15 protein-coding genes and 1 pseudogene are annotated in these 13,600 nt (G+C 69.3%); 8 read left to right on the top strand and 8 right to left on the bottom strand.

The genetic code is table 11. The features are described from left to right. Nucleotides 1-42 precede the first annotated feature (42 nt). From ABCS02_RS30685 to ABCS02_RS30665, 5 genes are all read right to left on the bottom strand, one after another. Complete coding sequence (locus ABCS02_RS30685; RefSeq protein WP_345839498.1) at nucleotides 43-342, bottom strand: helix-turn-helix transcriptional regulator; 300 nt, start codon at nucleotides 340-342, stop codon at nucleotides 43-45. Between the two features lie 261 nt (nucleotides 343-603). Next, on the bottom strand, nucleotides 604-924 hold the full coding sequence (locus ABCS02_RS30680; protein ID WP_345839497.1) for a hypothetical protein: 321 nt from the start codon (nucleotides 922-924) through the stop codon (nucleotides 604-606). A gap of 139 nt (nucleotides 925-1,063) precedes the next feature. After that, the gene (locus ABCS02_RS30675; protein ID WP_345839496.1) at nucleotides 1,064-1,798 is read right to left on the bottom strand and encodes an ABC transporter ATP-binding protein; all 735 of its coding nucleotides are present in this window, start codon (nucleotides 1,796-1,798) and stop codon (nucleotides 1,064-1,066) included. Next, nucleotides 1,799-2,662 carry an ABC transporter permease gene (locus ABCS02_RS30670; protein ID WP_345839545.1) on the bottom strand — a complete coding sequence of 288 codons (864 nt, stop codon included), beginning with the start codon at nucleotides 2,660-2,662 and terminating at the stop codon, nucleotides 1,799-1,801. Nucleotides 2,663-2,737: 75 nt separating this feature from the next. Beyond that, on the bottom strand, nucleotides 2,738-3,430 hold the full coding sequence (locus tag ABCS02_RS30665) for a phosphocholine cytidylyltransferase family protein (RefSeq protein ID WP_345839495.1): 693 nt from the start codon (nucleotides 3,428-3,430) through the stop codon (nucleotides 2,738-2,740). Nucleotides 3,431-3,728: 298 nt separating this feature from the next. On the opposite strand from ABCS02_RS30665, the gene ABCS02_RS30660 reads away from it, so the two are divergent. The 3 genes from ABCS02_RS30660 to ABCS02_RS30650 are packed head-to-tail and all read left to right on the top strand — an operon-like array spanning nucleotide 3,729 to nucleotide 6,690. Continuing rightward, nucleotides 3,729-4,820, top strand: coding sequence for an ATP-binding cassette domain-containing protein (locus tag ABCS02_RS30660; protein WP_345839494.1), 1,092 nt, complete (start codon nucleotides 3,729-3,731; stop codon nucleotides 4,818-4,820). Next, nucleotides 4,796-6,373, top strand: a complete 1,578-nt coding sequence (locus tag ABCS02_RS30655) for a hypothetical protein (protein ID WP_345839493.1) — start codon at nucleotides 4,796-4,798, stop codon at nucleotides 6,371-6,373. Before ABCS02_RS30660 ends, ABCS02_RS30655 begins: the two co-directional genes overlap by 25 nt. Before the next feature lie 35 nt (nucleotides 6,374-6,408). Beyond that, nucleotides 6,409-6,690 (top strand): DUF3039 domain-containing protein, encoded by a 282-nt coding sequence (locus tag ABCS02_RS30650; RefSeq protein WP_345839492.1) that lies wholly within the window; start codon nucleotides 6,409-6,411, stop codon nucleotides 6,688-6,690. Between the two features lie 418 nt (nucleotides 6,691-7,108). On the opposite strand, the gene ABCS02_RS30645 is transcribed toward ABCS02_RS30650, so the two are convergent. After that, nucleotides 7,109-7,417: a hypothetical protein gene (locus ABCS02_RS30645; RefSeq protein ID WP_345839491.1), complete on the bottom strand. Its 309-nt coding sequence runs from the start codon at nucleotides 7,415-7,417 to the stop codon at nucleotides 7,109-7,111. Nucleotides 7,418-7,485: 68 nt separating this feature from the next. Continuing rightward, nucleotides 7,486-8,124, bottom strand: coding sequence for a hypothetical protein (locus ABCS02_RS30640; protein ID WP_345839490.1), 639 nt, complete (start codon nucleotides 8,122-8,124; stop codon nucleotides 7,486-7,488). Nucleotides 8,125-8,916: 792 nt separating this feature from the next. Between ABCS02_RS30640 and ABCS02_RS30635 the strand changes: the two are divergent. Then, nucleotides 8,917-8,986 (top strand): annotated as a pseudogene (locus tag ABCS02_RS30635) (DUF3039 domain-containing protein); the annotation flags it as partial. Between the two features lie 30 nt (nucleotides 8,987-9,016). On the opposite strand, the gene ABCS02_RS30630 reads toward ABCS02_RS30635, so the two are convergent. Continuing rightward, nucleotides 9,017-10,321, bottom strand: a complete 1,305-nt coding sequence (locus ABCS02_RS30630; RefSeq protein WP_345839489.1) for a nicotinate phosphoribosyltransferase — start codon at nucleotides 10,319-10,321, stop codon at nucleotides 9,017-9,019. Nucleotides 10,322-10,364: 43 nt separating this feature from the next. Here ABCS02_RS30630 and murI point away from each other — a divergent pair, with 43 nt between their 5' ends. The 4 genes from murI to ABCS02_RS30610 all read left to right on the top strand — a co-directional run bounded on the left by murI (nucleotide 10,365) and on the right by ABCS02_RS30610 (nucleotide 13,566). Beyond that, nucleotides 10,365-11,183, top strand: coding sequence for a glutamate racemase (murI, locus tag ABCS02_RS30625; RefSeq protein ID WP_345839488.1), 819 nt, complete (start codon nucleotides 10,365-10,367; stop codon nucleotides 11,181-11,183). A gap of 34 nt (nucleotides 11,184-11,217) precedes the next feature. After that, nucleotides 11,218-11,973, top strand: a complete 756-nt coding sequence (gene rph / locus ABCS02_RS30620) for a ribonuclease PH (RefSeq protein ID WP_345839487.1) — start codon at nucleotides 11,218-11,220, stop codon at nucleotides 11,971-11,973. After that, nucleotides 11,973-12,572 carry an RdgB/HAM1 family non-canonical purine NTP pyrophosphatase gene (gene rdgB, locus ABCS02_RS30615; protein WP_345839486.1) on the top strand — a complete coding sequence of 200 codons (600 nt, stop codon included), beginning with the start codon at nucleotides 11,973-11,975 and terminating at the stop codon, nucleotides 12,570-12,572. Before rph ends, rdgB begins: the two co-directional genes overlap by 1 nt. Before the next feature lie 91 nt (nucleotides 12,573-12,663). Then, nucleotides 12,664-13,566 carry a cation diffusion facilitator family transporter gene (locus ABCS02_RS30610; protein ID WP_345839485.1) on the top strand — a complete coding sequence of 301 codons (903 nt, stop codon included), beginning with the start codon at nucleotides 12,664-12,666 and terminating at the stop codon, nucleotides 13,564-13,566. The last annotated feature ends 34 nt before the right edge of the window (nucleotides 13,567-13,600 follow it).

The following is a 13,600-nucleotide window of genomic DNA, read 5'->3' as shown; positions in this document are numbered from 1 at the left end:
CCTCCACGCCGCTGCGACCAGGCCGCCCGACGCGATCGACCCTCAGCGTCGTCTGTCGCGCTCCCGCAGGAACTCGTCCGCCGACAGGACGTCGAACTCGGCGGGCAGGTCATCCCGCGAGAGGCCCTCGGTCAGGAGCGCGATGTCGGTGCCGAGGACGCTGGCGATCCGCAGCATGGTGACGAGGCTGGGATTGGCGATGCCGCTCTCGATCTTGCCGTAGTTGGTGACGTGCATCTGGGCGAGTTCGGCGATACTCTCCTGGCTGAGTCCGAGGGCGATTCGTGCGTTACGTACCTTGGCTCCGAAGTGGATCGCGGCAGGAGAAGGCGGTTGTTTCATGCTCCCTGCCTATCCGGTTGCGGATTCCGGAACCAGAGCGCGCGCCACTGCGTCATTCGTGCCTGAGGCCAGGACATCGGAAAATGCATGCCTGCAGCCGCGGCCGACCGCGCACACGGCGCGGCCGGCTGCGGCGCAGAGGCGGCAGGGATCGTCGCATGTTGCATGCCTCATGCCTATCCGGTCGCCGATTCCGGAGCCAGAGCGCTCGACACTCCGTCATTCGAGCCTGAGGCCCGGAGTTCGGAAAATGCATGCACCTCAGAAGCTGACCTGCCACAGGTACTCATGCCCATCCGGCGGGAACCAGCGCACGACCAGCAGCGTGTCGCGGGCGGGGTCGTCGCTGCCGCTGAGGCTGGCGCGCACGGCCTCACCCGGCCGGATGCACGACGGCGAGCTCACCCGCACGGACGAGCTGCCCGCGATGCTCACGGTGACGCCGCGGAGCTCCTCGGCGCTGGTGTTGACGAGGCGGAAGTGGGGCGCGCCGCTGCGATCGACGGTCCAGGGGACGCGATACGCGTAGTGCGTGTCGCGGAGCGGGGCGAGTGGGTTGCGAAGGTTCCGAACGTGTCTCATGCGCACCAAGTTAACGACCCCCTCCGACGCCCCAGCGCGGAAATCGGGTCTACAGACCTCTTTTGGGGATAACTCGCGCCAATTCTTTTCCGTGGAGGACATTCATCCCGGAAAGAAACCCGCTACGACCAGGAGTTTTCTACGCCCCGTAATCGTGGTTGTAGAGGTCGAGCACCTCGTCGATCGGCCCGTCCAGCACCAGGCCGCCCTTGTCGAGGTAGAGCCCGCGGGCGCAGAACCGGCGCAGGTCCTTCTCGTTGTGCGAGACGAAGAAGAGGGTGCGGCCGCTGGCGAGGAGCTCCTCGATCTTCGCGTAGCACTTCTCCCGGAAACCCCGGTCGCCGACCGCGAGCACCTCGTCCACCAGCAGCACGGGCTCCTCCAGCTGCGCGATCACCGCGAACGCGATCCGGACCTTCATGCCGCTGGAGAGGTGCTTGTACGGCGTGTCCACGAAGTCGCCGATCTCGGCGAACGCGATGATCTCGTCGAACCGCGCGTCGATCTGCGGCCTGGTCATCCCGTGCAGCCCGGCCGTGAGGTAGACGTTGTCGCGCACGGTGAGGTCGTCCACGAAGCCGCCGGTGATCTCGATGAGGGGGGCGACGCCCTCGGTGACCTTCACCGTGCCCTCGTCGGGCAGCAGCACTCCGGCGACGAGCTTCAGCAGGGTCGACTTGCCTTGGCCGTTGCGGCCGACCACGCCGATCGCCTCGCCCGGCGCGACGCGGAACGACACGTTCCGTAGCGGCCAGAAGTCGTCGGGACGGGCGCGGCGCTTGCGCCCGGCGAACAGGTCCTTGAACGAGCGACGGGCTCCGCGGTTGCGCTTGAACCGTACGCCGAGGCCGGAGACGTCGATGACGGCTGACACCTAGATCTCCTTCAGGACGTCGCGCTCGAAGCGCTTGAACACGAGCCAGCCGACGCCGAGCAGCACCAGCGACATCAGCGCGGCGACGATCACCAGGTACCAGTCCAGCTCCTCCGGGAAGAACGCCGACCGGTAGAGGCTGAAGATGCCGGTGAGCGGGTTGAACGCCGACCAGAAGTGGAGGGAGAACAGCGTCTCCGTCTGGGTGCCCGGGTTCGCGGCGACGTACGCGGCGCAGTGCTTGGCGGCCACTCCCGGGCCGCAGCCGCCCGGGAGGTCGCGGGCGCTGTAGATGATCGGCGACGCATAGAAGAGGAATCGCAGCGCGAGCTTCACGGCGCGCTCCAGGTCGCGGAAGAACACCACGAGCGGCGCGACGATCAGCCCGACGCCGACCGTGAGGACCACCTGGATGAGGACGGCCAGCGGGAAGAGCAGGATGTCGACGTTCACCTTCGCGCCGGTCACGATCGCAAAGATCGCGAGCACGGGCAGCGAGAGCAGGAACTCGATCCCCTTGGCGGTGACGATGCGGTTCACCCAGATCGTGCGGGGGATCATCGTGGAGCGGATCAGCTTCGCCTCGCGGATGAACGCCCGCGTACTGTCGGACACCGCTCCGTTGAACCACATCCACGGCAGCAGCGCCGCGAGCAGGAACACGATGTAGGGGTTCTCGCCGACGTTGCGGTGGAAGATCACCGTGAAGACGAACCAGTAGATCGCGCTCATGACGAGCGGATCGAGGATCGACCACAGGTAGCCCAGCGCGCTGGTCGAGTAGCGGACGCGCAGGTCGCGCACCGTCAACAGCCACAGGGAGTGGCGGTACCGGGCGGAGCGCGTCCGCTGCGCGGGGCGCAGATCGGCGGAGGTAGTGGTCACGGGAACCTATCGTATTGATCGCTGGCTGCGTGTTCGCGTCACGCGGCCCTACGACTATACGAAAAGATTCGCGCGCTCCAGGTCCTCCTGGAAGTCCACCTCGACGGCGTACAGGTCGGAGATGTCGACCGGCTCGGCCAGCAGGCGGTCCTGCTCGATCGCGAGCTCGATGCCGCGCTCGAAGTAGTCCTGGTCGGCGACGCGCTGGAGCTGGCGCAGCAGGGCGGCCTTGTCCTTGCTGGAGATGTAGTTGATGCCGACGGCCTCGCCCAGCCCGCCCTTGACGGTCTTGGACAGCTCGTGGATGTAGCCCTCGGGGCCGGTGGTGTACTTGACCTCCTCGTCGGCGACCGACGAGGTGTTGACGGTAACGAAGGTCTGGTCGCGGGCCACCATCGCGGCGCCGCGGACGAGGACGGCCGGGTCGAAGACCACGTCGCCGTTCATCCAGAGCACGCCGCCGGGGCCGGAGGCCTGCAGGGCGCGCATAAGGCTCTTGGAGGTGTTGGTCTGGTCGTACTGCTCGTTGTAGACGAACTCGGCGTCCGGGAACGCCTCGATGATGTGCTCGAGCTTGTAGCCGACGACGATCGTGACCGTGACGTCCTTGCCGAACGCGGCGTGGATGTTGTCGAACTGCTGCTGCATGATGGTGCGGCCGTCGTTCAGCTCCGTCAGCGGCTTGGGGAGGCTCCGGCCGAGGCGGCTGCCCATGCCCGCCGCGAGGATCACTACCTGGGTCGTCACAATCTTCTCCTTGAATCCGCGCGAACCCCGTGTGGGTGTGATGCTGCGGGGCTTCGGCGCCCGCCACTCCCGGGATGTCACCGGGAGTTCATTCACGCTTTACGTGTTTCGACACGCCTTCATGCCTGCACCAGAATACCGGCGGCCCTCATCCGGGGGCAGGGGTTGACGTGGGTCGTTGTGCGGTCGTTATGTTCCTCACAGGACTTTCCTAGGCAGCCTGAGAAGCCTGAGGCCGGGACTGCGAGGTCACCCGTCGGGGGGTACGCAAGCGGTTCTGTCTTGGTACGGTTGCGTGGTGAGTTTCGAGCGCGCGCGACCCGGCAGCAGCACCGATCCGGAGTCCGGCGCGCCCGAATCCCGGGGGGACCACGAGGGGGAGCGGATGTCCGAGATCGCGCAGTCCGAGCCGGAGCAGGCGGCGCCCTCGGCGCGCCCTGCGGCCAAGCGCACACAGCCCAAGACGGCGGCCGCCGCCGCCGGATCGAGCACGCGCACGCCGACGCCGCGCAAGCGCACGACCGCCGCGAAGACGACGAAGGCGCGCACGGTGAAGGCCGTGGTCGAGACGGTCCCCGCCGTCGCCGAGCCTCCTGAGCCGGTCCGTCCGGCGCCGGCCGTCGACACGCGGCCGAGCGTGCTCACGGTCCACGGGCTCAGCAAGCGCTACGGCTCGATCGTCGCCGTGGACGGCGTGTCGCTGGATGTGCGCGAGGGCTCCTTCTACGGCATCGTCGGCCCGAACGGCGCCGGCAAGACCACGACGCTGTCGATGATCACCGGGCTGCTGCGTCCCGACGAGGGCCGCATCGTGGTGCACGGCGTCGACGCCTGGACCGAGCCGGTGCGCGCCAAGCACGTCATCGGTGTCCTCCCCGACAAGCTGCGCCTGTTCGACCGCCTCACCGGCGCGCAGTTCCTGCACTACGCCGGCACGCTGCGCGGGCTCTCGGCCAAGACGGTGCACGCGCGCACCGCCGACCTCGCGAACGCCTTCGGCATCGCCGACGCCCTCGACCGGCTGGTCGCCGACTACTCCGCGGGCATGACCAAGAAGATCGCGCTCGCGGCCGCCATGATCCACTCGCCGCGCCTGCTGGTGCTGGACGAGCCCTTCGAGTCCGTCGACCCGGTCTCCGCCGCGAACGTCGTGGACATCCTGCAGCGCTACACCGCGGCGGGCGGCACCGTCGTGCTCTCCAGCCACGGCATGGACATGATCGAGCGCGTCTGCGACAGCGTCGCCATCATCGTCCGCGGCCAGGTGCTCGCGGCCGGGACCATCGACGAGGTGCGCGGAGAGCAGACCCTGGAGGAGCGGTTCGTCGACCTGGCGGGCGGACGCAAGGCGGCGGAGGGCATGGAGTGGTTGCACAGCTTTTCCGACTGAGGCTCGCGCTCCTCGGCAACTCGTTCCGGCGCAGCCCCTGGCAGGTGGCCGGCCTGGTACTGGCGCTCGGGTACGGCATCCTGACGATCGTGCTGGTGTTCGGCGCCCTGGCGGCGGCGCGCCTCGCGCCGGACGTCGCCGACGTGCACGGCGTGCTCGTGGTCGTCGGCTCGATCGTCGTCGCGGGCTTCCTCCTCCTGCCGCTGCTGTTCGGCGTGGACGACGCGCTCGACCCGCGCAAGTTCGCGCTCTTCGGCATCCCGGAGCGGGAGCTCGCCCGCGGCCTCGCCCTCGCCGCACTGGTCGGCGTCCCCGCCATCGTGCTGTTCGTCTGCTCGCTCGGCACGGTCGTCACCTGGTCCCGCGACCCCGGCGCGGCGGTGCTCGCCGTGCTGTCGGCGCTGATCGTCGTGGCCACCTGCGTGCTCGCGTCGCGGATCTCGACGGCGATCGCGTCGCTCCTGGTCCCGCCGCGCCGGTCGAAGGAGGCCGGCGGCGTCATGGCGATCCTCGCCCTGGTGCTCATCGCCCCTGTGCTGATCCTCCTGCTCACGGTCGATTGGGGCCGCGACGGACTCGGTACCCTGAACGGCTTCGCCGGCTGGCTGCAGTGGACCCCGCTCGGCGCGGTCTGGAGCATGCCGGGCGCCGCAGCCGAGGGCGACGGGGGAGCGGCGTTCGTGCAGTTCCTGATCGCCGTCGCGACCGTCGGCGTGCTCTGGCTGGTCTGGCGTACCCTCGTCGCACTGGTGCTCGTCGCGCCGGAGCGGGAGGAGCGCGTGCGCGACCACCACGGCCTCGGCTGGTTCGCCCGGCTCCCCGGCGGTCCGACCGCCGCGATCGCCGCGCGCTCGATGACCTACTGGGGGAGGGACGCGCGCTACTGGGTCGCCCTGGTGGTGGTGCCGGTCATCCCGGTGTTCGTGGTCGTGGCGCTCGCGCTCGGCGGCCTCCCGATCCACTTCGCCTCCCTGGTGCCGCTGCCGCTGGTCTGCCTGTTCCTCGGCTGGACCATCCACAACGACGTCGCGTTCGACAGCACGGCGGTCTGGCTGCACCTGGTGTCGGGAACGCGCGGCATCGCGGACCGGCTCGGGAGGATGTTTCCGCCGGTGCTCATCGGCATCCCGGTCATCGTGCTGGGCTCGATCGTCACCGCCGCGGTGTACGGCGACTGGGCCGTGCTGCCCGCGGTCGCCGCGCTGTGCGGGTCCATCCTGGTGATCGGCCTCGGCCTGTCGAGCGCGTTCTCCGCGCTGTTCCCGTACCCGGCGACCAAGCCGGGCGACAGCGCGTTCATGCAGCCGCAGAACTCCGGCGCGTCGGCCGCTCTCGCGCAGGCGTTCAGCTTCTTCGCGATCATCATCCTGGCGTCGCCCGCGATCGTCTTCCTCGTCCTCGGCCTGACCGTCAACCCGTTCTGGCTCGGCATCTCGCCCATCGCGTCGGTGCTGGTCGGCTTCGCCGCGCTCGGCGGCGGACTGTGGGCGGGTGCGCGGGCGTTCGACAAGCGCGGCCCGGAGCTGATGGCGTTCGCCAACCGCAACGACTGAGCGACGTGCCAGGACGACGTGCCTAGACTGGGACGATGAACGACGCCAGCATCCTCGAACCCGGCGGCGAGCCGGGCGGCGGTGGCACCTCCACCATGGAGCGGCCCGATGTCCGGGAGACTCCGCAGAACTCCGAGCCGGGCGATCACGAGCGCTTCTCGCACTACGTGAAGAAGGAGCAGATCCTGGAGTCCGCGATGACCGGCAAGCCCGTCAAGGCGCTGTGCGGCAAGATGTGGACCCCGGGCCGCGACCCGGACAAGTTCCCGGTCTGCCCCACGTGCAAGGAGATCTACGAGAAGCTGCGGGACGAGTGAAGCTGGACGAGTAGGGCGCTCAGCCGAAGTTCGTCGGCAGCACCGGGTCGCCGCCGCTTAGCCGGAACGCCTCGTCCGGGCAGTTCTGGTCACTACGCCGATGCCGGGAAGCGCGCGGGGCGCAACGCCAGCCGCCCAGCCGCCGCTTCGGCGGGGCGGTCAGGGGCGGTAATCTTTGCGGGGCATGTAGAGCGCCCGGGCTTGTTCGTCTGCGCTGTGGCCGCCCTTGAGCCCACTGCCGAGGATCATGAGTACCGCTCCGATTCGGCCGAGGACGATCAAAAGAATACGGCCGGTAGTGAGGAGCGCGTGCCCGATTCGCTTCCAGATCATCGTTCTCCAACCGTCGATCGGATGGGGCCCGGAGCTGTGAAAGAAGTCCGGACGCTATTACCAGGGTAAGGCGCCCCAGCGGGTGTCACTTGGTGATCTGGCAACTCAGTGGGGCGGTGTTTTTGGTGAATGCTGGGTGTGTCCATCGGCAGTAGACGGGGACGGAGCGCCTGCTGTAGGTCTGGGTCGCGGCGCTCTGCCCGCTGGTGGCTGATGCGCCGTTGTCGACGGTGACGGTTGCCGCGTTCAATTGGGACTGTGCCGCGTTTCCGGTGGTGGAGACGGTGGGGCTACCGCGCCAGACCCCGTGGGCGCTGTCACCCTTGTAGTAGCTGGTGCCCGCGGCGCTCACCTCCAACGGGTGGCCGAGCGCCAACAGGAACACCACCGGCACGGCGAGAGCTGACAGCAGCGCGGGGCGCCACCTGTTTCCGTGTGTTGTGGTCTGCGCGGACGCCGACATCAGTTGCCGTTCCCGTATTGCGGGGCCGGCATCCACGGCAGTTCGAGCGGGGCGCTACCGAAGCTCACGCCGTCAGCCGACCGCATCGCTCGCGACTTCCCTGCGGGGGCTACGGTGATCGTCTTGGACGCTTGGCTCGGGTGACCCACGAGCAGCTGGTCGCCGACTTTGACGTAACCGTCGATCTCGGTGGCGTATCCGGTCGGCAGGAAATATGCCCGCACACTTCCGGCTTTGGTGTCGACCTGGAGCGCCAAGCCCTGCTTCCAGACCACGGCTGCGGTCTGGCAGGTCATCGAGGCAAGCTGGTCAGGACCTGAGAGCAGGTTGATGAGGCAGGTCTCGCCATTTTCGTTGATTCCAAGCCAGAATTGAGCGTCCTCGGTCTCACCGAGCTGTCGCACGCTGCTGGCTTGGATACCGGGCAGCTCTTGGGTGCCGGCCTGAAGGAACTTCGGTAGCGCGTCGGTAGTTGCCTGCGACTGCTGGAGTCGTGGCGAGAGCGCTTGGGTCATTGCCGGGTCGATTGCGTCGGCGGCAACCGCCTTCGGCTGACTGGTGTTGGTCACGATCACGAATCCCAGGCCCAAAGCCAAGGTCCCGGCTGCGAGAGTCGAAATGAAAGCTGTCTTGTTCATGCTTTGTGGTCCTTTTCGGTCAGAAGCCAAGCGCGCAGTCGACCATCCCGTAGCGCGTTCCCTGTGGTACAAGTCCGGTGACCCATCGGCATTGGGCCGACACCGTGCGATATCCGCCGAAGGTTTGAATCACCTGGGCAGGAGCCGAAGAGGTCCCCACTCCAGCCGTGAACACCTCCGCGTTGGCTTGGTCGGTGTAGGTGCGAACCCGTGCCTGGTTGTACTGAGCGCCCGTGTTAACCCCATACCAGGTTCCGTTGGCGCTGTTGGCGGAACTCGACCGCCACGTCCACCAATTCGCGGCTTCAGCGGGAGTCACCACCGAAAGCGCGACCGTCACGGCCACTGTCAGCACCGCCCCCAACCCGAACGATGTTCTCCGTCCTCCGCGGAATCGGTGATTCGCCTTGCAATTGCTCACCTTGCCTCCTTCTCGGTGGCGCCAATGCCACCGATATGCGCGGGCTGCTCGCCGCCGGTGCGCCCCTTCAGTAGATGTGCTGAGACCCGTGCGGCGATATGCCAACTGGGCAAATCGCGTACGCCACGGGGCTACATTGCGTGCTGAGGTGCCGGATTGCGTGACCAGAATGGCGATCTTGCGTGCCTTACCTGGTGCTGGCGCTGGTCCACGGCATCGTGGACGGTCGTCGTGGTGTTCGGCGCCCTGGTGGTGGCGCGCCTCTCGCCGTACGTCGCCGACGGGCACGCGGTGCTCGCCGTGCTCTCAGCGCTGCTCGTCGTGCCCACCTGCGTCCTGGCGTCGCGGATCTCGACCGCCGTCGCCTCATGTGGACCCCGGGCCGCGACCCGGAGAAGTTTCCGGTCTGCCCCCACCTGCAAGGAGATCTACGAGAAGCTGGGGACGAGTGAAGCTGGACGAGTAGGGCGCTCAGCCGAAGATCGTCGGCAGCACCGGGTCGCCCCTGCCCAGCCGGAACGCCTCGTCCGGCAGCTCCCGCATGGCGCTCGCGCGGTGCTCGCGCGCCCGGGCCGTGCCATCCGGGCCGAGGTGCTCGCGGTGCGGCTCGCCGTCCGTGACCAGCGGGACGAGGAGGTCGCGGCCGGTGTCGTCGGGGACGTCGCCGGCCTCCACGATGTGGACGACCTCCGCGACCGCGTGCCCCGACGCGTCCAGCCGGCGCACCGGGTGCTTGCGGCCGGGGATGCTCGGCTTGCCGTCCGACTTCTTGGCCACCGGCACCCAGTCGCCGTCGTCGCCGCGGTGCGCGACGAGCTTGTAGACCATCCCGGAGGCCGGCGACCCCGACCCGGTGACGACCGACGTCCCGACACCGTAGGAGTCGACGGGCGACGACGACAGCGCCGCGATGGTGAACTCGTCCAGGTCGTTCGTCACCGTGATGCGCGTGCGGGTCGCGCCGAGCCGGTCGAGCTGCTCGCGCACCTGGCGGACGAGCTTCGGGAGGTCGCCCGAGTCGAGGCGGACGGCGCCCAGCTCCGGGCCGGCGACCTTCACCGCCGTCTCGATCGCGCGCTCCACGTCGAAGGTGTCGACCAGCAGCGTCGTGCCGGGCCCCATCGCCGCGACCTGCGCGCGGAAGGCGTCCTCCTCGCTGTCGTGCAGCAGGGTGAACGCGTGCGCCGCCGTGCCCATCGTCGGCACGCCCCAGGTGCGGCCGGCCTCCAGGTTGGAGGTCGCGCCGAAGCCCGCGATGTACGCGGCCCGCGCCGCCGCGACGGCGCTGCGCTCGTTGGCGCGGCGCGAGCCCATCTCGGCGAGCGGGCGCCCGGCGGCGGCGGTGACCATCCGGGCCGCGGCGGACGCGACGGCGGAGTCGTAGTTGAAGACGCTGAGGATGAGCGTCTCCAGGATCACCCCCTCCGCGAACGGCGCGTCCACGATCAGGAACGGCGAGCCGGGGAAGTACACCTCGCCCTCGCGGTAGCCCCGGATCGTGCCGGAGAACCGGAAGTCCGCGAGCCAGTCGAGGGTCTCCTGGCGCACCACCTCGTTGTCGCGCAGGTACTCCAGCTCGGCGTCGCCGAAGCGGAAGCGCTCGATCAGCTCCAGCAGCCGCCCGGTGCCCGCGATGACGCCATAGCGGCGGCCGGCGGGCAGATGGCGGGTGAACGCCTCGAACACGCTCTCGCGGTCGTGCGTGCCCCTGAGCAGCGCGGCGTCGAGCATCGTGAGCTCGTAGCGGTCGGTCAGGAGCGCGGAGGACTCGGTCACGGCTCCACCTTAGCCACGGCGCGGACGGGTAGGCTGGACTGCTGTGACGGATGCGCCGATTGGGATCTTCGACTCGGGGGTCGGCGGGCTCACCGTCGCCCGGGCCATCCGCGACCAGCTCCCGAACGAGTCGCTGCTCTACGTCGGCGACACTGCACACTCGCCCTACGGGCCGAAGTCGATCGCGGACGTGCGCCGCTACTCGCTGGAGGTCCTCGACTTCCTGGTCGACCAGGGCGTCAAGCTGATCGTGATCGCCTGCAACACCGCGTCCTCCGCGATGCTGCGGGACGCGCGCGAGCGCTACTCCGTTCCGGTGATCGAGGTCATCCAGCCCGCCGTCCGCCGTGCGGTGTCCGCGACCAGGACCGGCCGCGTCGGCGTCATCGGCACGGTGGGCACGATCTCGTCGCGCGCCTACGAGGACGCCTTCGCCGCCGCTCCGTCGCTGCAGCTCTTCACGCAGGCCTGCCCGCGCTTCGTCGAGTTCGTGGAGGCCGGCATCACAAGCGGCGAGGAGGTGCTGCGCGTCACCGCCGAGTACCTCCAGCCGCTGCGCGAGGCCGACGTGGACACGCTGGTGCTCGGCTGCACGCACTACCCGTTCCTCAAGGGAGCCATCTCGTACGTCATGGGCGAGGGCGTCTCCCTCGTCTCCAGCGACACCGAGACCGCCAAAGACGTCTACCGCACGCTCGTCAGCCGCGGCCTGGAGCGCACGGAGACCACGCCGCCCAGCATCCGCTACGAGGCGACGGGGGACGACACCGACTACTTCCTGCGCCTCGCGCACCGGTTCATCGGCCCGGAGATCTTCCGCGTCGACCTGGTGCACACCGGCGTGATCGACCTCCCGCTCTGACCCACGACCGCCGTTTCCGACCGAGGAGAGAACTGTGACCGACATCACCCGCGCCGATGGCCGCACCCCCGACGGGCTCCGGCCCGTCACGATCGAGCGCGGCTGGAGCCGGCAGGCCGAAGGCTCAGCGCTCGTCTCGTTCGGCAACACGCGCGTGCTCTGCACGGCCTCCTTCACGAACGGCGTGCCGCGCTGGATGACCGGAAAGGGCAAGGGCTGGGTGACCGCCGAGTACGCGATGCTGCCGCGCTCCACGAACGAGCGCATGGACCGCGAGTCGGTCAAGGGCCGGATCGGCGGCCGCACCCACGAGATCAGCCGCCTGATCGGCCGCAGCCTCCGCGCGGTGGTCGACATGAAGGCGCTCGGCGAGAACACGATCGTGATCGACTGCGACGTGCTCCAGGCCGACGGCGGCACCCGCACCGCCGCGATCACCGGCGCCTACGTGGCGCTCGCCGACGCGCTGGAGTGGGGCCGCGACCACCGCTTCATCGGCCAGAAGGCCACCCCGCTGATCGACTCGGTGTCCGCTGTGTCCGTCGGCATCATCGACGGCACGCCGATGCTCGACCTGGCCTACGTGGAGGATGTCCGCGCCGAGACCGACATGAACGTCGTCGTCACCGGCCGCGGCCTGTTCGTGGAGGTGCAGGGCACGGCCGAGGGCGCGCCCTTCGACCGCGGCGAGCTCAACTCGCTCCTCGACCTCGCGCTCGGCGGCACGACCGAGCTGGCCGCCGTGCAGCGCGCGGCGCTGGAGTCGTCGGCGCTCGGCATCGAGGGCTGATGGTCCGCGTCGTCCTCGCCACCCACAACCGGCACAAGGCGCGGGAGTTCCAGCAGATCCTCGGCGACGCCGTCCCGGGGCTCGAGATCGTCGGCTATGACGGACCGGAGCCGGTGGAGGACGGCGTGACCTTCGAGGCGAACGCGCTCATCAAGGCGCGCGCCGCGGCCGCACACACCGGGCTGCCCGCGCTGGCCGACGACTCCGGCATCTGCGTGGACGCGATGGGCGGTGCGCCCGGGATCTTCTCGGCGCGCTGGGCGGGGCGGCATGGCGACGCGGAGGCCAACCTCCGGCTGCTGCTCGACCAGCTCGCCGACCTCCCGGACGGCTCGCGCGCCGCGCACTTCACCGCGACGCTGGCGCTGGTGTCGCCGGACGGAGCGGAGGCCGTGGTCGAGGGGCTCTGGCCCGGCCGCATCGCGCACGAGGCGCGCGGCGAGCACGGCCACGGCTACGACCCGATCTTCGTGCCGGACGGGCACGACGCCACCGCGGCGGAGCTCGGACCGGAGGTCAAGAACGCCGAGAGCCACCGCTCGCGGGCCTTCGCCGCCATCGTCCCAGCGCTGCGGGAGCTGGTCGCGCACGCGCGCTGAGCGCCGTGCGGTGAGAATGAGAACGGCACTCATTTCTATCTAGCCGCCGCGCTGGCACACCGCGACGACTTCGACATACCGTAGAAGAACCATGAGTCACGACCACGGCCACTCCGCCAACCGCAACCGGCTCCTGATCGCCATCGGGATCGTCGCCGCGGTGCTCGTCGTCCAGGTGGTCGGCGCGTGGCTGAGCGGTTCGCTCGCGCTGCTCGCCGACGCCGGCCACATGCTGAGCGACCTGACCGGCCTGGTCGTCGCGCTCATGGCCACCATCGTGGCGGCCCGCCCGGCGACCGACCGGCAGACGTTCGGCTACCGCAGGGCTGAGGTCTTCGGCGCCCTCATCAACGGGCTGATCCTGGTCGTGGTCGCGGTGTTCGTGACCGTCGGGGCGATCGGGCGGCTCGTGTCGGGGGAGGCGCAGGTCCAGTCCGGCCCGATGCTCGTGGTCGCCGTCATCGGCCTGGTCGCGAACCTCGGCGCGCTGCTGCTGCTGCGTCCCGCCGCCGATCACTCGATCAACATGCGCGGCGCCTACCTGGAGGTGTTCGGCGACCTGATCGGCTCGCTGACCGTCATCGTTGCGGCGCTGGTGATCATGTTCACCGGCTTCGCCCCCGCCGACGCCATCGCGTCGCTGCTGATCGCCGCGTTCATCGTGCCGCGCGCGGTGCTCCTGCTGCGCGATGTGGTGCGCGTGCTGAGCGAGGCGGCGCCCGCGGACACGGACGTCGCGGAGATCCGCGACCACATCCTGGGCACCCCCGGCGTCGTCGCGGTGCACGACGTGCACGTCTGGGCGATCACCTCGGGCGCGCCGGTGTTCACCGCGCACGTCGTGGTCGACGCCGGCGTGTTCCGCTCCGGCGCCACGGGCGAGCTGCTGGACGAGCTCTCCGGCTGCCTGGCGAAGCACTTCGACGTGGAGCACTCGACGTTCCAGCTGGAGCCGGCCGAGCACGCTGCGCACGAGGACGAGTTCCACCGCTGAGCCACCGCCGAGGGGCACGTAAACGCCCCTAAAC

The organism is Microbacterium sp. X-17, assembly GCF_039615055.1.
This window is presented reverse-complemented; position numbering and strand designations above follow the sequence as displayed.

Excerpts from the sequence above, each read along its gene's own strand:
- ABCS02_RS30610 (WP_345839485.1), top strand. The coding sequence starts at position 12,664 with ATGAGTCACGACCACGGCCACTCCGCCAACCGCAACCGGCTCCTGATC.
- ABCS02_RS30640 (WP_345839490.1), bottom strand. The coding sequence starts at position 8,124 with ATGAACAAGACAGCTTTCATTTCGACTCTCGCAGCCGGGACCTTGGCT.
- ABCS02_RS30680 (WP_345839497.1), bottom strand. The coding sequence starts at position 924 with ATGAGACACGTTCGGAACCTTCGCAACCCACTCGCCCCGCTCCGCGAC.
- rdgB (WP_345839486.1), top strand. The coding sequence starts at position 11,973 with ATGGTCCGCGTCGTCCTCGCCACCCACAACCGGCACAAGGCGCGGGAG.
- ABCS02_RS30650 (WP_345839492.1), top strand. The coding sequence starts at position 6,409 with ATGAACGACGCCAGCATCCTCGAACCCGGCGGCGAGCCGGGCGGCGGT.
- ABCS02_RS30685 (WP_345839498.1), bottom strand. The coding sequence starts at position 342 with ATGAAACAACCGCCTTCTCCTGCCGCGATCCACTTCGGAGCCAAGGTA.